This window comes from Streptomyces sp. NPDC058470, assembly GCF_042721055.1.
In the GTDB taxonomy this organism is placed as follows: Bacteria; Actinomycetota; Actinomycetes; order Streptomycetales; family Streptomycetaceae; genus Streptomyces.
On the sequence record NZ_JBHXMF010000033.1, the window covers coordinates 72291 to 90454 of the forward strand.

Here is an 18164-nt window from a genome sequence, read left to right on the forward strand (position 1 = left end):
CGGACAGGACCTACTTCCTGGAGACCGGCCGTCGACTCGCCCAGGCCGAGGACGATCGCGTCGCCATCGCGACGATCCTCGCCCGTCCCGGCATCAGCGATGCCCTGCGCGCGGCGGCGGGGCAGGCACTGGAAGGCACCCCGGAAGAGATGCGCTACTTCCTGGAGGTCGGGCAGTACGAGGTGGACGGCTAAGACCTCACCGATGGGTTGACGCCGTACCGGTCAGCGGATCAGCGACGGCGTGAAAAGGGTGACGGGCTGCTCAGGGGGAACGCTGGAGTTCAACCCCTCCAGTCCCCCACCGCCCGGAGACCCCACATGCTGCGAGGCATCGACGTCAGCGCCTACCAGTCCTCCGCGTACGACACCGACGGCCTCTCCTTCGTCTTCATCAAGGCGACGGAGGGCCGTTCGTACGTCAACCCCAAACTCACCGCCCAGGTGAAGACGGCCCGTGACGCGGACTGCGTCGTCGGCTTCTACCACTTCCTGTGGCCCGGCAACATCACCGCCCAGGCCGAGTACTTCCTCAGCAAGGCCCCGGAGAAAGCGGGCGACCTGCTCGTCGTCGACTGGGAGACGACCGGCGACGGCACCCACGCGAGCAACGCCGAGAAGGACCGCTTCATCCACAAGGTGAAGGAACTCCGCCCGAACCACCGGGTGCTCCTCTATGCCAACAGGAACTACTGGCTCAACGTCGACACCACCTCGTACGCCGGCGACGGTCTGTGGATCGCCGACTACGTCACTGCGGGGCACCCGCGCATCAAGGCGAAGTGGCGGTTCCACCAGTACACCGACGATCCCCTGGACAGGAACGTCGCCGACTTCAGCAGCAAGGCGGCACTGCGGACGTGGGCCAAGGCCGGCTGACCCCCGACTCCGGCCCACACACGGCACCGCAGTACGGGAAGTCAGTGCGGCCCCTCCCCTTCGCCTGCCGAGCGACGTCAGGCGCGGAAGTCCGCCGAACGCTCCGGTGACGCGTCGGCCAGGGCCTTCGTCACCGCGGCCGTGTCCTCCGCGAGGCCGTACACGGGGGTGCCGGGCTGCTGGCGCCAGGAGTCGTCGAGGCCGCCGGCATCCACGGTGTCGAAGCCGAGCTCGTCGATGAGGGCGCGGACGACGCGCTTGGCGGTTTCGTCGTCGCCGGCGACCGGGAGGGCGATGCGGTCGGGGGCGCCCGCCGGGCGCGGGAGGTCCAGGAGGTTCTGGGCGTAGATGCCGTTGAAGGCCTTGATGACGGGGTGGCCGATCTGCTGGGCCGTCCAGCGGCTCTCGGTGAGGCCGTCGTCCTCGATGGCGGCGATCCTGCCGTCGCGCTGCTGCGGGTAGTAGTTGCCGGTGTCGATGACGGTGACCCCGTCCGCCGCCTCGTCGAGCAGCCCGGAGGGCAGGTTCGCCACTGCCTTCACGGGGATCGTGATCACGACGATCTCGGCTCCGCGCGCCGCGTCCTCGACCTTGACGGCTGTCGCCCCGGTCTCCTCCGCCAGGCCGGCGAGGGTCTCCGGGCCGCGGGAGTTCGCGACGGAGACTTCATGTCCGAGGGTGGTGAGACGCCGGGTGAGGTTGCCGCCGATGTGGCCCGCGCCGATGATGCCGATCTTCATGAGACAGACCCTTCTGGGGTGGATGCTCCTGATGCAGATCATCAACCCCGGGCACCGACCCCGCTATTCCGCGAGCTACCGAGACCTACGGCGAACGAGTGACCCGGGTCGGCAGCCCATGGCAGAGGGGCGCCCCCGCGGCACGGCGACGCCCCTCTCCGCATGGCTCACTTGTTCAGGTGGGCCCAGAACTCCTCGAACGACAGGAGCTTGTCGCCGTTGAGGTCGCGGCTGGCGATCACGGCCTCCGCCACCGCCTCGGTGACGTTCCAGTCCCCGCCCTGGGCGAGGGCGCTCTTGAACTCGGCAGCGGTGATGAACCCGTCCCCGTCCGTGTCGATCCGCTCGAAATGCTTGCGTGCTTCCTCGATGTCCGCCACCGATCCGCCCCTTCGTAGTGCATTACCGCCGTGTGTACGGAGGTCAGATTAACGGGCGGCCCGAGCGCGGAGTGCGGCGACCACCCAGGCGAACTCCTCGCGGTGGGCGGACAGCGGCTCCGTGCCACGGACCAGCGCGTTCAGCTCCCGGAAGCGGGCCACTTCCGCCTGCGCGGCAGACTCCATGCGTTCCAGTACGACAGTTCGGTCGGCGTTGCCCAGCAGCGCGGCCAGCACTTCCTCGGCCTCGGGCGACTCGGGGGCGAGGTCCCGTTCCCGCGCCTCGACCGCGAGCTGCATCAGTCGGCTCATGAACCACAGGGAGGTACCGGCCGGCTCCTCCGTCCCCCGGTCCGCCGCGTTGAACTCGATCATCTTCCGCATGTGTGCACGGAAGTCCAGGTCCTGCATCAGTTCGGCCAGCTCCACCCATGCGTCCACCTGCGCGGGCGTGGGGTCCTCGGGCAGCTCGGCGATGCTGAACCGTATCCGGGTGCGGATGTCGGGGTCCGCGTTGTCGAGGCCCGCGAAGGTCTCCTCCGTGAAGTCGTCGGCGATCCGACTCCGTTCGGCGGCCGACAGCCGCGCCAGCTTGTTCATCAGGGTCATCTCCTCTGCGGTCGAGCCGCGTCGCGCCACCGTCGACAGCACCGCCCGGGTCACCTTCAGCGATCGGATCTGCGCGTCCAGGGCGGCGACATGCGTGGCCGCGACCTCCGCGACCGTGGTCTCGCCCGTCAGGACACGGCCTACCTCGTTCAGTCCGAGGCCCAACTCCCGCAGCGTACGGATGAGTTGGAGGCGGGCCACGGAGGCCGCGTCGTACAGCCGGTAGCCACCCGCCGAACGGGCCACCGGGGGCAGGGCACCCTCGTCGGACCAGTAACGGATGGTGCGCACCGACAGACCCGTGCTCCGGGCGAGCTCGCCGATGGTGAACAGTCCGGCGCCGTCTTCGATCATGTCTGGGAGTCTGGGCCTTCCAGTGGGTGGAGACTCAAGCGAGAGGGACGGGGCGTCATGGCTGACACTCTGCGGGACATTCTGGACGCGGCGGCGCGGGGCGTCTTCCCGCCGGCCGACGGCGGCACGACCGTCGTGCGCCAGCACTCCCACCGTGACGCCGGAGTCCTCGCCTTCACCGCGCACTCCGTCGTCTTCACCGACGAGGACGAGGAGTGGGTGCGCGACACCCTGGACCGGATCGACTGCGACGCGCTCGCCGCGACGATGAATCCGCGGTTCCTCGCCGCGTTCATGGACCGGACGGCACGCTCGAACGACACGATCGACCTGCTCGCCGTCGCCGGGCCGCTCCCGGGGAAGCCACCACTCGCGCTGACCGAGATCGGTGATCCCGAGCATCACCGGGTCGCACGGGCGCTCAGGCATCGCGACGAGGTACGGGTGTGGGCCGCCGACGGCGGGGTGCTCATCCTGGGGCGTGGGGTCGCCGGGCGGCTGGAGGCCGCGGTGGAGGTGGACGAGGCCGTACGGCATCGGGGGCTGGGGCGTGCGCTGGCCGCGGCGGCGCGGCAGCTGGGCGGGGGCGAGCCGGTGTGGGCCCAGCTGTCACCGGGGAACGCCCGCAGTCTGCGGGCGTTCCAGGCGGCCGGTTACGTCCCGGTGGGCGCGGAGGCGCTGCTCACCGCGCCCTGAGGGGTATGGCGGACGCGTGGGGCGCGAGGCGCCTGGGGCTCGGTCACCCACGTCTGCGATAGTCGGCGGTGCGACCTCCACCCATTGACCCGGGCTTTGGTTGTCGCCGGTGTCGCGGTTCACACCCCAATTCGTTCCGCGGCGCCTCGGAGCCCCGGTCGCTCGCTGAGCGGTCGGGGCTTTCGCACGGTCGGGACGGGCGGGATCAGCGGTCGGCGACGCGCATTTCGAACCAGGTGGTCTTGCCGCGGGGCAGTAGGTCGACGCCCCAGCGGTCGGAGAGCTTGTCGACAAGGAAGAGGCCACGGCCGCTCAGGTCCATTTCGTGGACCGGCATCAGACAGGGAAGGCCGCGTGAGGGGTCGCGGATCTCGATGCGGATCCACCCCCGGCGGCGGCGCATACGGAGCCCGAAGACACGGGCGCCGGTGTGCCGTACGGCATTGCCGACGAGTTCGGAGACCAATAAGACGGCGTCTTCCGTCATCTTCGGCGAGAGTCCCCAGTGCCGCAGGACGACGACCTGGGTGAGCCGCCGCGCGGTGGCCGCGGACTCCGGGCGGGACGGCAGCGGCACCTCCGCCTCGACCGGATTGCCGAACAACTCGACCGCCCTGAGCGCCTGTTCGTCCTCGACCGCAGGCGTCCAGCGCGCCGCGGTCGCACTCCCGTGCCGCCGCGGCGGTTCGATACCTTCCAGCCCCGCCATGCCCCCATCATGGCCGCCCAGAGCCCCCTTCGGGGCCGTTCCGCAGGAATACGCCCCCCGGAACCTCCCATTCCACGGCATCTGATCGGCATATGCCAAAGGCAGTTCGGACCTCGCCCCAGCCCATCTGACCTGCTGGGACTACCTGTTTGAGGGCAATCCCCAGCCTTCCCCGACACGGCAGTCTTAAGGTTGCCTTAAGGCTCGCATAATCCAGCCCTTCGGGGGACGCCGGGTAAGACATCCCGTCAACTGCAAGTGGATAAGCGGAACTTGTCGTGCGAGTTTTGCCGGACTCGCGGCGGACGATCCAGCGGCCGCACGGTGGCCGACCTAGCGGAACTTCGCCTTCCCCGGCCCGTCCTCCACGAAGCTCCGCATCCCCCGCTCCCGGTCCTCCGTCGCGAACAGCCCCGCGAACCAGTTGCGTTCGATCGCGAGCCCGGTCTCGATGTCGGTCTCGAGACCCGCGTCGATGGACTCCTTCGCGGCACGCAGCGCGATCGCGGGTCCCTGCGCCAGCCGCGCGGCCCACGCGTGCGCCTGGGCGTACACCTCCTCGGCGGGGACCACCCGGTCCACCAGGCCCAGCGACAGCGCCTCGTCGGCCTTCACCATCCGCCCGGTGAAGATGAGGTCCTTCGCCCGCGACGGGCCGATCAGCCGGGACAGCCGCTGGGTGCCGCCCGCGCCGGGGATCACACCGAGCAGGATCTCGGGCTGCCCGAGCTTCGCGTTCTGGCCGGCGATGCGGTAGTCCGCGCACAGCGCCAACTCACAGCCGCCGCCCAGCGCGTACCCGGTGACCGCCGCGACGACCGGCTTGGGGATGCGGGCCACGGCGGTGAAGGAGTCCTGCAGGGCCTTGGACCGTACGACCATCGCCGCGTGGTCCATGGCCTGCATCTCCTTGATGTCCGCGCCCGCCGCGAACACCTTCCCCCCGCCGTACAGCACCACCGCGCGCACGTCGTCCCGGGCCGTGGCCTCCTCGGCGAGCTCCTTGAGGCGGTCCTGTGTGGCGACGTCCAGCGCGTTCATCGGCGGACGGTCGAGCCGGATGGTGCCGACGCCCTCGGCAACTTCAAGATGCACAGTCATGGGAGCAGGTTAGTGGCGGTTAACGACAACGGGCCCGGTGTGCTCAGTCACAGCACACCGGGCCCGCCGTCACCAGGACTCAGGCCTTCCACTTCTCCCAGGACATGTTCCAGCCGTTGAGGCCGTTGTCCGGGTCGACGGTCCGGTCGTTGGAGTTCTTCACGACCACCACGTCGCCGGTCATCGACTGGTTGAAGAACCAGGCCGCGGCCACCTGACCGTCGTAGCCACCGCGGACGTCCTTCAGACCGATGCAGCCGTGGCTGGCGTTGTAGTTGCCGAAGGCGTCGCCGCCCCAGTAGTTGCCGTGGATGAAGGTGCCCGACGTGGTCAGACGCTGGGCGTGCGGTACGTCCTTGATGTCGTACTCGCCGGCGTAGCCGACCGTCTCACCGTTCATACGGGTCACTTCGAGGCGATCGGTGATGACCATCTGGCCGTTCCAGGTGTCGTAGCCGGGCTTGCCCGTGGTCACCGGGATGGTCTTGATGGTCTTGCCGTCCCGCTTGACCGTCATCGTCTTGGTCTTGACGTCGACCGTGGAGACCTGGCTGCGGCCGACCGTGAAGGACACGGTCTTGGCCTGGTCGCCGTAGACACCGGGCCGCCCCTCGACACCGTCGAGGTTGAGCGTGACCGTCACCTTCGTGCCGGCCTTCCAGTACTCCTCGGGACGGAAGTCGAGGCGGTCGTTGCCGAACCAGTGGCCCTCCACGTCGACGGCCGGCTCGGTCTTGACGGTGATCGCCTTCTCGACGTCCTCCGGGTGCGTGATGCCCCGCGTGAAGTTGACCGAGAAGGGCATTCCCACGCCGACCTTGGAGCCGTCCTCGGGCGTGAAGATGCCGACGAAGGTGTTCTTCGGGGTCAGCGTGGTGAACGCGGACTCCTCGGCGGCCGCACGACCGCCGGAGTCCTCGGCCACCGCGTGGACCTTGTACTTGGTGGCGGAGGCGAGATGCGTCGAGGGCGTCCAGCTGGCGCCCCCGCCCGTTATCTCGCCCTCGACTTCCTTGCCCTTGGTGTCCTCGACGGTGACCTCGGTCAGCTTGCCCTTGGCCGCGGTCACCTTGAGGGCGCCGCTGGTGGCCACGTCGCCCGCACCGTCCTTCGGGGCGATGGTCACGACAGCCTGCGAGATCTTGGTGTCCGCCGTCGCCGAACTCCCGGTCTCCTTGCCCTTCCCGTCCCCGGACCCGGAGTCCGAGTCCCCTCCCCCGCCGCACGCGGTCACGGCGAGCAACAGCACCACCGGCAGCAGTGCCAGGATCCCCTTGCGTCTGTGTGTCCGCGGTCCAACCGAAGGCCCCGATATCGGTCGCCCGTTCACGTTCGTTCTCCCCTCGCACGGCCTGGTCAGGCCCGCACCCCAGCGCGTCCCGCGCGTATCGCGCTAATTAATCACACGGCCGGAAGCGATGGCTCCCCCGGATTGTCACCGTTCAGTCCCAACTTGGGCCGTGTGGGGGGCGGGCCGGGGCCCGTGCGCGTACCCCTTTGTCGTCCTACTTCACCGCGCCACCCGCTTTCCACTGCTTCCAGTTCACGTTCCACCCGCCGAGCCCGTTGTCGGGAGCGACCTGTTTGTCCTTGCTGTTGACGACCTCGACGACGTCACCGATGAGGCTGCGGTCGAAGAACCAGCCCGCCGGGGTGTCCGAGCTGCCGCCCTTCACGTCCTTCAGGCCCACGCAGCCGTGGCTGACGTTGGTGTTGCCGAAGACGCCGTCCGCCCAGTAGTTGCCGTGCAGAAAGGTCCCGGAGTCGGTGAGGCGCATCGCGTGGGGGACGTCCGGGATGTCGTACTCACCCTTGCCGTTGGCCTTCTTGAAGCCGACCGTGGCGCCGTTCATCCGGGTCACCTCCAGCATCTCGGTGACCACCATCTTCCCGTTGTACGTCGTGCTCTTGGGGGCGCCCGCGGTGATCGGCACGGTGGCGAGGAGTTCGCCGTCGCGGCGTACGTCCATGGTGTGGTCGGCGGCGTCGACGAGGCTGACCTGGCTGCGGCCGACGGTGAACGAGAAGGTCTTGTACTGCAGCCCGTACACGCCCGGGGCCGCCTCGACATCCCGCAGCCCCAGGGTGACCGTGACCTCCGTGCCCGGCTTCCAGTACCTCTCCGGCCGGAAGTCCAGGCGGTCCTTGCCGAACCAGTGCGGACGGATCTCCACCGCCGGCTTCGCGTTCACCTGGATCGCGCGCTCGACGGCGGCCCGGTTCTCGATCTCCCGGTTGAACTCCAGGGAGATGATCATTCCGGTGCCGACGGTGGAGCGGTTCTCCGGGGTGACGTATCCGATGAACCGCTCGTCGGGGACGTACGTCGTGAACGTCGTGTGCCGGGCCGAGCGGCGCCCGTACCCATCGATGGCCACCACGTCGAGGGTGTACCTGGCGGCGAGCGCGAGCCCCTCGTCGTGGGGCAGCCAGCGCAGTCCGTCCTCGGAGATGCGGCCCGGCACCGAGGACTCCTGCGCGTCCTGCTCCTTGACGACCCGCACCGACTCCAGGCGCCCGCTGGGCACCCGGACCTGGAGTGTCTCGTCGGGGCGGACGGCTTTGCTGTTGTCGTCGGGCGAGACGCGGATGACGTCCTCGGGCGACGGCGGTTTGCCGAGGACCTCGTCCATCCCGTTCGACGTGCAGGCGGAGGCTCCCGCCAGTAGTCCGGCCCAGGTCAGTGTGGCGGCCAGCGCGGCCCCTGCGCGCCGAGCGCGTGTCTGTACGTGCTTCACAGGGGGCCCAACGACTGCGCCCCTCCGGGGAAACGTGAGTGCGAGCCAAGCGCTGGGCAGAACAGTGGGGAGGACGACACGACGGGGGGACGGTGGCCGGGACGCCACACGCCCCTTCTCGCTGCGTTCCATCGAGCCGCGGGAGGCTGACCGGTGTCGAGCGCACCCGAGCAGGAGGCAGTACAGGAGGGGCATGCCGCGGGCCGCGTAGTGCCCGCGCAGCCCGTCCCTCTGATGAACGGCGCGGCGCAGGCGGCGCCCGCCGTGTCCGTGTGGCCCGGTGCCCCGACCCCGCTGGGTGCGCGCTTCCGCGTCGGCCCGGACGGCGTCACGGGCACCAACTTCGCGCTGTGGGCGGGCGGCGCGGAGGCCGTCGAGCTGTGCCTCTTCGACGAGGAGGGCGCCGAGATCCGGGCCCCGCTGACCGAGCTCACCCACGAGATCTGGCACGGCTTCGTACCCGGAGTGCTCCCCGGCCGCCGCTACGGCTTCCGTGTGCACGGCCGCTGGGACCCCTGGACCGGCGCCCGCTGGAACCCGGCGAAGCTGCTCCTGGACCCGTACGCCCGCGCCGTGGACGGTGCCAAAGGGAATGATTACAGCAGTCTGCCGCCCGAGGTGTACGGGCATGTCCGCGACTGGCCCCAGCAGCAGGTCGCGGACACCGTGCGCGACGACCGGGACTCCGCGCCGTACGTCCCCAAGGGCGTCGTCGTCCACGACGACGAGGACTGGTCGGACGACCACCGCCCCAAGACCCCGTGGGCGGACTCGGTGATCTACGAGCTGCATGTGCGCGGGTTCACCCGGCTGCACCCGGGGATTCCGGAGGAACTCCGCGGCACCTACGCCGGACTGGCACACCCCGCCGCCATCGACCACCTGGTGCGGCTGGGCGTGACGGCCGTGGAACTGCTGCCGGTGCACCAGTTCGCGCACGAGGACCATCTGCTGCGGAAGGGTCTGAAGAACTACTGGGGCTACAACTCGATCGGCTATTTCGCGCCGCACGCCGGCTACGCCGCTTTCGGGACCACCGGTCAGCAGGTCGGCGAATTCAAGCGGATGGTACGGGCACTGCACACCGCCGGTATCGAGGTGATCCTCGACGTCGTCTACAACCACACGGCGGAAGCGGGCGAGTTGGGGCCCATGCTGTCGCTGCGCGGTATCGACAACCGCGGGTACTACCGGCTGCAGTCCGATGCCCGGCGATACACGGACTACACGGGCTGCGGCAACACGCTCCATGTGGTGCAGCCGCATGTGCTGCGGCTGATCACGGACTCGCTGCGGTACTGGGTGACCGAGATGGGGGTCGACGGCTTCCGGTTCGATCTCGCCGCGGCGCTCGCACGGTCCATGCACGACGTCGACATGCTGTCGCCCTTCCTGGCGGTCATCGCGCAGGATCCGGTCCTGCGCCGGGTGAAACTGATCGCGGAGCCCTGGGACGTGGGCTCCGGCGGCTATCAGGTGGGCGCCTTCCCGCCCCTGTGGACCGAGTGGAACGACCGCTATCGCAACGCCGTACGGGATTTCTGGCGGGGCGCGCTGCCCGACGTACGGGATCTGGGGTATCGGCTCTCGGGATCGAGCGACCTCTATGCCTGGGGCGGGCGCCGTCCGTACGCCTCGGTGAACTTCGTGACCGCGCACGACGGTTTCACGCTGCGCGACCTCGTCTCGTACGAGCGCAAGCACAACGAGGCGAACGGCGAGGGGAACCGGGACGGTACGGACGACAACCGGGCCTGGAACTGCGGGGTCGAGGGAGAGACGGACGACGAGCGCGTACGGGCCCTGCGGCGACGGCAGTTGCGGAACCTGCTGACGAGTCTGCTGCTGTCGACCGGGGTCCCGATGCTGGTCGCCGGCGACGAGTTCGGGCGGACCCAGCGGGGGAGCAACAACGCCTACTGCCAGGACAACGAGGTCAGCTGGGTCGACTGGTCCAACCTCGAGGATCCCGGCTGGCGGGCGCTGTTCGAGCTGACGTCACGGCTGATCGCGTTGCGGCACGAGCATCCCGTGCTGCGGCGGCGGGCGTTCTTCTCCGGGCGGGCGCATTCCGTGGACGGCCTGCGCGACCTGGCGTGGTTCACCGCCCGGGGCACGGAGATGACGGAGCGCGACTGGTACGCGCCCGCCGCGACGCTGGGCATGTATCTGTCCGGGCGTGACATCCCCGGACGGGACGCGCGCGGGGCGCCCGTCGTGGACGACAGCTTCCTCGCCGTGCTGCACGCCGGGGACCGGCCGGTGAGCTTCGTCCTGCCCGGCCCACCCTGGGCCTCACGGTACGAGGTGGTGGTGGACACCTCACGGGAGTCGCAGGCGGAGGCGCCCGGGGTCGTGCATCGGGCGGGGGCGGGGGTCACGGTGCCGGCTCGGGCGGTGCTGTTGCTGCGGGTGGTGGGGTGAGAGGCCATGGGGGCCATGAGGCCCTAGCCGAGGATCCCCCGGTCGTACGCCACCGCCACAGCGGCTGCCCGGTCCTTGACGCCGAGCTTGGCGTACAGGTGGGTGAGGTGGGTCTTGACCGTGGCCTCGCTGATGAACAGGACACGGGCGATCTCGCGGTTGGAGGTGCCCTTGGCGACCAGGGCCAGCACTTCGCGCTCGCGCGCGGAGAGGGGTTCCTTACCGGGTGTCCTGGGAGTACGGACCGCGGAGACCAGACGGGAGGCGACGGCCGGGGAGAGGACGGTGCGGCCCTGGGCCGCCGCGCGGACGGCGGTGAAGAGTTCGTCGCGTGGCGCGTCCTTCAGCAGATAGCCCGTCGCGCCCGCCTCGATCGCCGGGAGGGTGTCGGAGTCGGTGTCGTACGTGGTCAGGACGAGGACCCTGGCGCGAGCGCCGGTGCGGGCGAGACGGGCGATCGCCTCGACTCCGCCGCCGCCCGGCATCCGCAGGTCCATCAGGATCACGTCGGGGTCGAGGGAGGCGGCCAGTTCGAGTGCCTCGACCCCGTCGGCGGCCTCGCCGAGCACGGCGAACCCGGGTGCCGACTCGAACATGCCGCGCAGGCCGTCCCGTACGACGGGATGGTCGTCGACGATCAGCAGGGAGATCGGTGCGTCATGGGTCGGTGCGTCATGGGTCATGGCGGACCAACGGTACGCGAGCCGACAGCGCGGTGCCGTGGCCCGGCTCCGACTCGACGGTGAGGTGGCCCGCGATGCGTTCGGCGCGGGCGCGCATGCCGTCGAGGCCGAAGCCGCCGGTTCCGGTGCGCTGCCGGACGGCGAGGGGGTCGAAGCCGCGGCCGTCGTCGCGGATGTCGAGGATGACCTCGTCGCCCAGGAAGGTGAGGGTGACGCCTGCGCGGGTGGCGCGGGCGTGCCGGGCGGTGTTGGACAGGGCTTCCTGGGCGATGCGCAGGAGGGTCGCGGAGACCTCGTCGTGGAGCTGCTCGGCCGGGCCTGCGACGGTGAACTCGACGCGTACGCCGGTGCGTTCACCCCATTCGGCGACCGTGTTCTTCAGGGCGTCGGGCAGTCCGTCGTTCTCCAGCGCGACGGGGGCGAGGTTCTGCACGGAGCGGCGGGCCTCGCCGAGGCTGTGGCGGGCCAGGCCGGCGGCGCGGTCCAGGTGGGTGCGCGCGATGTCCAGGTCGGGGGCGTTCGCGACGACCTGGAGCTGGGCGATGATGCCGGTCAGGCCCTGCGCGATGGTGTCGTGGATCTCGGCGGCCAGCCGACGGCGTTCGTCGGCGACCCCGGCCTCCCTTGCCTGGACGAGGAGTTGGGCGTGCAGGGCGGCGTTCTCGTCGAGGGCCTGCTGGAGCGCCGTGTTGGTGCGTTCGAGTTCGGAGATGGTCTCGGCCCGCTGGTGGGAGCGCTGCTCCTCCTGCTCGGTGAGATGGGCGACCACCGTCTGCAGGGCGGAGTTGGCGACCAGGAGCCCGGCGAACCCGATCCACTGGGGCACGCTCTTCGGCGGCAGCCCGCCGGACTGCGCGCCAGCCACGGTGATCGCGCTGGCGAACAGCCCGAGCCGCCGCCACATGCCCGGAATCAGCTCGTCGGCGTCCATGTAGCCGGTGGCCGCGTAGAACGCGAAGAACGGGTTGATCCAGGTGAGCGCGAAGGCGATCGCCCAGCGGACGACGTAGTACGCCGTCCCGGCCCGGGACGGGATCCGGCCGTGCCCTGCCCTGCGGGAGCGGGTGCCGTTCCACCACAGCTGGAGCACGATCGCGGCGAGGACCAGGCCCCCGGCCGCGTACCACTCGCCGGGGGCACCGATCAGTTCGCTGCTGACGGCTGCGAGGAGGGCACCGATGGCGAGCAGCCCGTACGGCCCCCAGGTGTGCACCTGCTGCCAGCGCCGTTCGATCTGCGTGTCCGCCGCGGTCATGCACCCAGTCTGCACGGCCCTCCTACTCCCAGCGGAACCAGCGCCCGGCGCCGGCCGTGAGCAGGATGGTCCAGGCCGCCAGCACGCCGAGGTGGTCCCAACCCGGCCAGTCCCCCGCCGCCGCCTGGTTCAGCGCCTGGGCCGCCGCGCCGAACGGCGTGTAGCCGACGATCCGGGCCAGCACGTCCGGCATGGCCTGCACCGGCATCCACACCCCCGCGCAGAACATCGCAGGGAAGAACACGGCGGACCCGACGGCACCCGCGATCTTCGTCGTCCGGGACAGCGCGGAGATCACCGCGCCCAGTGCGAGGGCGGCCAGGACGGTCAGGACGAGCGCGAGGACGTATCCGAAGGGCTGCTCGGGCAGCGTCACGTCGAAGGCGAGCCGGCCGACCGCGAGGGCGAGCAGCGCGGACGCCAGCGCGGCACCGCCGTAGACCAGCATCTGTGCGGAGAGCAGGGCGACGGGCCGGACCGGTGTCGTGGACATCCGGCGCAGGATGCCGCGCTCGCGGTAGCCGGTGAGGGTCTGGGGCATCGCCTGGATTCCGCCGACGATCAGGCCGAGCAGAACGGCCACCGGGACGTAGGCGTCGACGGTCCGCAGCCCGTCCAGACCGGCCTCGGGTTCGCGGAAGGACGGGATGGAGCCCAGGATCACCAGCAACAGGGTCGGGAACAGCAGGGTCCAGAAGAGACTGCCCGGTTCGCGCCCCAGGAGGCGGATCTCGGTCTTCAGTACGGCGGTGTCGACGACGGCCGTGCTCATGCCGCTGCCTCCTTCGTGGCGTCCTGCGCGGAGTCCGTCGCGGCGCCTTTGGTGAGGTCGAGGAACGCGTCGTCCAACGTGGCGTCGGTGACGCGGAGTTGGTGGGCCGTGATGTGGTGCCGGGCGAGGAGGGTGATGACGGCGTTCACGGTCTCGTCGGTGCCGGAGAGCGTGATGAGACCGTCCTTGTCCTCGACCGACGCGAGGGCGGGCAGCGCGTTCAGGTCACCGTCGTCCAGCGGCCGGGACGGCGTGAAGCTGATGACGGTGGCGCCCGCCGAGCGCCGGATCAGGCCGGAGGGGGTGTCCAGGGCGGCCACCCGCCCCTTGTCGATCACGGCGATCCGGTCGCACAGGCGTTGGGCCTCCTCCATGAAGTGGGTGACCAGCAGGACGGTGACGCCGTTCGCGCGGATGTCCTCGATGAGCTCCCAGGTGTCCCGGCGGGCACGCGGGTCGAGGCCGGTGGTCAGCTCGTCCAGGACGACGACCCTGGGGTTGCCGATCAGCGCGAGCGCGATGAACAGGCGCTGCTTCTGGCCGCCGGAGAGTTTGCCGAACCGGGAGTTCAGCCTGTCGGTCAGGCCGAGGCGCTCGGCCAGCGGCCGCCAGTCGGCCGGCTTCTCGTGGAACGCGGCGTACAGCTCCAGGGCCTCGCGGACGGTGAGCTTGGCCTGGAGCTCGCTCTCCTGCAACTGCGCGCCGAGCACGCGCGCCACGCGGGCGTGGTCGGCGACGGGGTCGAGGCCGGTGACCCGGACCCGGCCCCCGTCGGGGACGCGCAGTCCCTCGACGCACTCGACGGTGGTGGTCTTTCCGGCGCCGTTCGGGCCGAGGACGCCGAAGATCTCGCCCTCCTCCACAGCGAGGGAGATACCGTCGACGACCGGTCGGCCGCCGTAGGACTTTCGCAGATCGGTCACTTCGATGACGGGTGTGGATGACATGTCCCCAGGCTCCCGGCGGAGCGGGCCCGCCACCATCGGCCGTCCCGCTCGAACGGCATCAGCCGATCGGTTGATGCCCTCGTACGACCCCCCGGGTCTTCGCCGTACGGCCCCTCACACACGCAGGTCGTAGGACCGGCGGCCGATCCGGGTACGGCCAAAACTCGGTGGGCGTTGTCAGTGCCGATCCGTAGGCTCCCTGCTGATGCCGACAACACCTGTAGCCACCAAGGACCCTGCGAAGACGGGCGGCCGTTCGACCGTGCGCAGCCTGCTGCGGCTGTGGCCGTACGTACGGCCGGTGCGGGCGCGGCTGTTCACCGCCGCGTTCGTCGCGGTCCTCGCGTCCCTCACGGGGCTGGTGTTCCCGCTCGTCATGAAGTGGATGGTGGACGGTCCCGTGGCCGGCCACGACACGCGGGGTGTCTGGCTCGGCGCGCTGTGTCTGTTGCTGCTCGGAATCGCCGAGGCCGTGCTGTTCGGGCTGCGGCGGTGGCTGGTGGCACGGCCGCTGGCGGGGGTCGAGGCGGCGATGCGGGCGGATCTGTACCGGCATCTGCAGCGGCTGCCGGTCGCGTTCCACGACCGCTGGGCCTCCGGTCAGTTGCTGTCCCGGGGCACCACGGACCTGATGCTGCTGCGCATGTTCCTGGCCTTCCCGCTGACCTTCCTGCTGGTCAACTCCGTGACGATCCTGGCGGGCGTGGCCATCATGCTGGCCCAGGAGTGGACGCTCGGACTGGTGCTGCTCGCGCCCGCCGTCCCCGTGATCATCGTCTGCTGGCTCTTCGAGCGGCGGTACGCGGAGATCGCCCGGCGGTCGCAGGACCAGGTCGGTGACCTGACGACGGTCGTCGAGGAGAGCGTGCTCGGCATCCGCATCATCAAGGGCTTCGGTCGTCATCGCAGTCAGGCCCGCGCCTTCCGCGAGCTGTCCCGCACCCTGCGCGGCACGGAACTCGCCAAGGCCCGTCTCCTCGCCTCCATCTGGGCCTTCATCGTCACCCTCCCCGAACTCGCCATCGGCGCCGCCCTCGTCCTTGGCACCGTCCAGGTCGCCGACGGCCATCTCTCCGCGGGCACGCTGGTGGCTTTCCTCTCCACCGCCCTCGCGCTGCGCTGGCCCGTCGACTCCATCGGCTTCCTCCTCGCCATGAGCCAGGAGGCGGCGACGGCCACGGAGCGGTACTTCGAGGTGATGGACGAGGAGGAGGAGGCCGAGACCGCCACGCACCGCGGACAGCCGGAAGGCCCCGGCACCGGCGGCCTCCAGTTCCACGACGTCCGCTTCCGCTACCCCGACGCCCCCGCCGACTCCCCGCCCATCCTCGACCGCATAGACCTCCACATCCGCCCGGGCGAGAGCATGGCCCTGGTAGGAGCGACCGGCACCGGAAAGACCACGCTCACCGCCCTCATCCCCCGCCTCCATGAGGTGACTTCGGGCAGGATCACGCTGGACGGCGAGGACATCGCGACCATGCCCCGCGAGGAACTCCGCACGCGCGTGGCCGTCGCCTTCGAGGAACCCACCCTCTTCTCGGCCAGCGTCGGGGAGAACGTACTCATGGGGGCCGAGGACACGGCAGGCGCAGCCGAGTTGGACCGGGCGCTCGCCGTCGCGCAGGCGGACTTCACGCACGCGCTCCCGCAGGGCACGGACACCCAGGTCGGCGAGCAGGGCCTGAGCCTCTCCGGCGGCCAGCGGCAGCGGCTCGCGCTGGCGAGAGCGGTTGTCGGCAGCCCCCGCTTCCTCGTCCTCGACGACCCCCTGTCGGCGCTGGACGTCCACACGGAGGCCGCGGTCGAGGCGGCCCTGCGCCGTGTACTGGCGGAGACGACCGCGCTGATCGTGGCGCACCGCCCGTCCACGGTCCTGCTCGCGGACCGGGTCGCCCTGCTCTCCGGCGGCCGTATCACCGCCGTCGGCACCCACCACGAACTGCTGCGCACGAACGCCGAGTACGCCCACCTGATGTCGGGCACCGAGGAGGACGACCGATGACGGCGCAGACGACGACCGCGCCGGGCAAGGACAAGCGCAGGGGCAGGAACAGGCCCGTGGAGGACCCCCCGCAGTCCACGGACCCCTTCGACCGCGACACCCTCCCCACGCCCCCGGGCGCGACGGCCGCGCTCCTGCGCTCCCTGCTCACCCCGCTCCGGCCCCGCGTGATCCTGACCTCCGCGCTGCTTCTGCTCCAGCAGGCCGCGGTCCAGGCGGGCCCGCTGCTCGTCGCATACGCCATCGACCGTGCCGTACCGGCGTATCGGAGCGACGACAACAGCCCGCTGATCGCGGTGGCCGTCGCCTACCTGCTCTGCTCGGTGGCCTCCGGCGTGCTCCAGTACGCCTTCATCCTGGCCTCCGCCCGCGTCAACCAGGACGTGCTGCTCGACCTGCGCGGCCGAATCTTCCGGCACGCCCAGGCGCTCAGCATCGACTTCCATGAGCGCTACACCTCGGGACGGCTGATCTCCCGCTCCACGACGGATGTCGAGTCGCTGCGCGAACTGCTCACCGAGGGCCTGCAGGAGCTCGTCACGGTCATCCTGTCCTTCGTCTACATCTCGGCGATGCTGCTCTGGCTCGACCTGGGCCTGGGCGCGCTTGCGGTGGCGTCCTTCGTGCCGCTGTATCTGCTCATCCGTCTCTACCAGCACCGCGCGGGCCGCATCTTCGCGATCCGTTCGACCGCGATCGCCGCCGTGATCGTGAAGTTCGCGGAGACGATGAACGGCATTCGCCCGGTGCGCGCGTTCCGCCGCGAGGCCACCAACGACGCGGAGTTCGGGACGCTCAACCGACACCATGAGCGGACGAACGGCAACGCCATTCTGGAGATGGCCCGCTATGTCATCGGTTCCCGGCTGGTCGCCAACACGGCGGTGGCGGGGATGGTGCTGTGGGGCGCGTACCGAGTGGCGTCGGGCTCGCTCGCGCTGGGTGTGCTGGCCGCGGCGGTGCTGTATCTGCGCCGGTTGTACGACCCGATCGACCGCCTGGGCATGTTCCTCAACTCCTACCAGTCGGCGGCGGCCTCGCTGGAGAAGATCGCGGGCCTGCTGGCCCAGGTCCCCTCCGTGCCGGAGCCGGCCGCGCCGAAGCAGCTGCCCGCCCTCGCCTCCGAACACCCGGGCCGCGAGGTCGTCTTCGACGGCGTCCGCTTCGGGTACCGCACCGGCGGGGAGATCCTGCCCACCTTCGACCTCACCCTCCCGGCCGGTCGGACGGTGGCGGTGGTCGGCTCGACGGGCGCCGGCAAGTCGACGCTCGCCAAGCTGCTGGCCCGCTTCTACGACCCTTCGGACGGCCGGGTCCTGCTGGACGGCGTCGACCTGCGCGAGCTGTCCGTGCCCGAACTGCGGCGCGGGGTGGTGATGGTGACCCAGGAGGCGTTCCTGTTCTCCGGCACGGTCGCCGAGAACATCGCCATCGGCCGCCCCGACGCGACCCGTGAGGACATCGAGCGCGCCGCGAAGGCGATCGGCGCCCACGACTTCATCAGCTCCCTGCCGGACGGCTACGACACGGACGTACGCAAGCGGGGTGGCCGCATCTCGGCGGGCCAGCGTCAACTGGTCGCCTTCGCACGGGCGTTGCTCGCCGACCCGGCGGTCCTCATCCTCGACGAAGCGACCAGCTCCCTTGACGTGCCGGGTGAACGCGCGGTCCAGCGGGCCATGTTGACGGTCCTGCGCGGCCGCACCGCAGTGGTCATCGCGCACCGGCTGTCCACGGTGGAGATCGCCGACCGGGTGCTGGTGATGGAGCACGGGCGAGTGGTCGAGGACGGCACACCGGACCAACTCGTCGCCGACACCGGCAGGTTCGCGGATCTGCACCGGGCGTGGCGGGACAGTCTCGTATAGCTCGT

At 70.4% G+C, this 18164-nt stretch carries 17 protein-coding genes; 6 read left to right on the forward strand and 11 right to left on the reverse strand.

What is annotated here, in order from left to right; genetic code table 11:
• Together ACFWP7_RS24085 and ACFWP7_RS24090 are read left to right on the forward strand one after the other, a co-directional pair.
• Positions 1 to 194 (forward strand): ALF repeat-containing protein (locus ACFWP7_RS24085; protein ID WP_384384402.1); only part of this gene is annotated, 194 nt, incomplete at its 5' end.
• A 126-nt stretch (positions 195 to 320) separates the two neighbouring features.
• A complete protein-coding gene (locus ACFWP7_RS24090) occupies positions 321 to 878 on the forward strand; it encodes a glycoside hydrolase family 25 protein (protein WP_384384405.1) in 558 nt (185 codons plus the stop codon).
• A 77-nt stretch (positions 879 to 955) separates the two neighbouring features.
• Here the strand turns inward: ACFWP7_RS24090 and ACFWP7_RS24095 are convergent, their stop codons facing one another.
• The 3 genes from ACFWP7_RS24095 to ACFWP7_RS24105 all read right to left on the reverse strand — a co-directional run bounded on the left by ACFWP7_RS24095 (position 956) and on the right by ACFWP7_RS24105 (position 2961).
• Positions 956 to 1618, reverse strand: a complete 663-nt coding sequence (locus ACFWP7_RS24095) for an NADPH-dependent F420 reductase (RefSeq protein WP_384384408.1) — start codon at positions 1616 to 1618, stop codon at positions 956 to 958.
• Between the two features lie 167 nt (positions 1619 to 1785).
• Positions 1786 to 1998, reverse strand: a complete 213-nt coding sequence (locus ACFWP7_RS24100; protein ID WP_384384411.1) for an EF-hand domain-containing protein — start codon at positions 1996 to 1998, stop codon at positions 1786 to 1788.
• Positions 1999 to 2046: 48 nt separating this feature from the next.
• Positions 2047 to 2961 carry a MerR family transcriptional regulator gene (locus tag ACFWP7_RS24105; protein WP_384384413.1) on the reverse strand — a complete coding sequence of 305 codons (915 nt, stop codon included), beginning with the start codon at positions 2959 to 2961 and terminating at the stop codon, positions 2047 to 2049.
• A 57-nt stretch (positions 2962 to 3018) separates the two neighbouring features.
• Between ACFWP7_RS24105 and ACFWP7_RS24110 the strand changes: the two genes are divergently transcribed.
• A complete protein-coding gene (locus ACFWP7_RS24110) occupies positions 3019 to 3657 on the forward strand; it encodes a GNAT family N-acetyltransferase (protein ID WP_384384415.1) in 639 nt (212 codons plus the stop codon).
• Positions 3658 to 3862: 205 nt separating this feature from the next.
• Here the strand turns inward: ACFWP7_RS24110 and ACFWP7_RS24115 are convergent, their stop codons facing one another.
• The 4 genes from ACFWP7_RS24115 to ACFWP7_RS24130 all read right to left on the reverse strand — a co-directional run bounded on the left by ACFWP7_RS24115 (position 3863) and on the right by ACFWP7_RS24130 (position 8205).
• Entirely contained in the window at positions 3863 to 4471 is a 609-nt protein-coding gene (locus tag ACFWP7_RS24115; protein WP_384384489.1) for an ATP-binding protein, read from the reverse strand.
• Positions 4472 to 4699: 228 nt separating this feature from the next.
• Complete coding sequence (locus ACFWP7_RS24120; RefSeq protein WP_384384418.1) at positions 4700 to 5467, reverse strand: enoyl-CoA hydratase/isomerase family protein; 768 nt, start codon at positions 5465 to 5467, stop codon at positions 4700 to 4702.
• Positions 5468 to 5546: 79 nt separating this feature from the next.
• A complete protein-coding gene (locus ACFWP7_RS24125) occupies positions 5547 to 6797 on the reverse strand; it encodes an Ig-like domain-containing protein (protein ID WP_384384420.1) in 1251 nt (416 codons plus the stop codon).
• Between the two features lie 175 nt (positions 6798 to 6972).
• A complete protein-coding gene (locus ACFWP7_RS24130; protein ID WP_384384422.1) occupies positions 6973 to 8205 on the reverse strand; it encodes an Ig-like domain-containing protein in 1233 nt (410 codons plus the stop codon).
• Positions 8206 to 8358: 153 nt separating this feature from the next.
• Between ACFWP7_RS24130 and glgX the strand changes: the two genes are divergently transcribed.
• Complete coding sequence (gene glgX / locus ACFWP7_RS24135; RefSeq protein WP_384384424.1) at positions 8359 to 10629, forward strand: glycogen debranching protein GlgX; 2271 nt, start codon at positions 8359 to 8361, stop codon at positions 10627 to 10629.
• Positions 10630 to 10652: 23 nt separating this feature from the next.
• Here glgX and ACFWP7_RS24140 read toward each other — a convergent pair whose 3' ends face one another.
• Genes ACFWP7_RS24140 through ACFWP7_RS24155 form a run of 4 tightly spaced genes read right to left on the reverse strand, consistent with a single transcriptional unit; the run spans position 10653 to position 14286 of the window.
• A complete protein-coding gene (locus ACFWP7_RS24140; protein WP_384384427.1) occupies positions 10653 to 11312 on the reverse strand; it encodes a response regulator in 660 nt (219 codons plus the stop codon).
• Positions 11302 to 12567 carry a sensor histidine kinase gene (locus tag ACFWP7_RS24145; RefSeq protein ID WP_384384430.1) on the reverse strand — a complete coding sequence of 422 codons (1266 nt, stop codon included), beginning with the start codon at positions 12565 to 12567 and terminating at the stop codon, positions 11302 to 11304. Before ACFWP7_RS24145 ends, ACFWP7_RS24140 begins: the two co-directional genes overlap by 11 nt.
• 22 nt (positions 12568 to 12589) lie before the next feature.
• Positions 12590 to 13339 (reverse strand): ABC transporter permease, encoded by a 750-nt coding sequence (locus tag ACFWP7_RS24150; protein WP_384384433.1) that lies wholly within the window; start codon positions 13337 to 13339, stop codon positions 12590 to 12592.
• Positions 13336 to 14286, reverse strand: a complete 951-nt coding sequence (locus ACFWP7_RS24155) for an ABC transporter ATP-binding protein (protein ID WP_384384436.1) — start codon at positions 14284 to 14286, stop codon at positions 13336 to 13338. Before ACFWP7_RS24155 ends, ACFWP7_RS24150 begins: the two co-directional genes overlap by 4 nt.
• A 205-nt stretch (positions 14287 to 14491) precedes the next feature.
• On the opposite strand from ACFWP7_RS24155, the gene ACFWP7_RS24160 reads away from it, so the two are divergent.
• A complete protein-coding gene (locus tag ACFWP7_RS24160; protein WP_384384439.1) occupies positions 14492 to 16291 on the forward strand; it encodes an ABC transporter ATP-binding protein in 1800 nt (599 codons plus the stop codon).
• On the forward strand, positions 16288 to 18159 hold the full coding sequence (locus ACFWP7_RS24165; RefSeq protein WP_384384442.1) for an ABC transporter ATP-binding protein: 1872 nt from the start codon (positions 16288 to 16290) through the stop codon (positions 18157 to 18159). Before ACFWP7_RS24160 ends, ACFWP7_RS24165 begins: the two co-directional genes overlap by 4 nt.
• Positions 18160 to 18164 lie beyond the last annotated feature (5 nt).

Bases quoted from the DNA above. Each gene is read 5' to 3' on its own strand.
- ACFWP7_RS24090 (WP_384384405.1), top strand. From the start codon at position 321: ATGCTGCGAGGCATCGACGTCAGCGCCTACCAGTCCTCCGCGTACGAC.
- ACFWP7_RS24095 (WP_384384408.1), bottom strand. From the start codon at position 1,618: ATGAAGATCGGCATCATCGGCGCGGGCCACATCGGCGGCAACCTCACC.
- ACFWP7_RS24105 (WP_384384413.1), bottom strand. From the start codon at position 2,961: ATGATCGAAGACGGCGCCGGACTGTTCACCATCGGCGAGCTCGCCCGG.
- ACFWP7_RS24110 (WP_384384415.1), top strand. From the start codon at position 3,019: ATGGCTGACACTCTGCGGGACATTCTGGACGCGGCGGCGCGGGGCGTC.
- ACFWP7_RS24120 (WP_384384418.1), bottom strand. From the start codon at position 5,467: ATGACTGTGCATCTTGAAGTTGCCGAGGGCGTCGGCACCATCCGGCTC.
- ACFWP7_RS24140 (WP_384384427.1), bottom strand. From the start codon at position 11,312: ATGACCCATGACGCACCGACCCATGACGCACCGATCTCCCTGCTGATC.
- ACFWP7_RS24145 (WP_384384430.1), bottom strand. From the start codon at position 12,567: ATGACCGCGGCGGACACGCAGATCGAACGGCGCTGGCAGCAGGTGCAC.
- ACFWP7_RS24150 (WP_384384433.1), bottom strand. From the start codon at position 13,339: ATGAGCACGGCCGTCGTCGACACCGCCGTACTGAAGACCGAGATCCGC.
- ACFWP7_RS24155 (WP_384384436.1), bottom strand. From the start codon at position 14,286: ATGTCATCCACACCCGTCATCGAAGTGACCGATCTGCGAAAGTCCTAC.
- ACFWP7_RS24160 (WP_384384439.1), top strand. From the start codon at position 14,492: ATGCCGACAACACCTGTAGCCACCAAGGACCCTGCGAAGACGGGCGGC.
- ACFWP7_RS24165 (WP_384384442.1), top strand. From the start codon at position 16,288: ATGACGGCGCAGACGACGACCGCGCCGGGCAAGGACAAGCGCAGGGGC.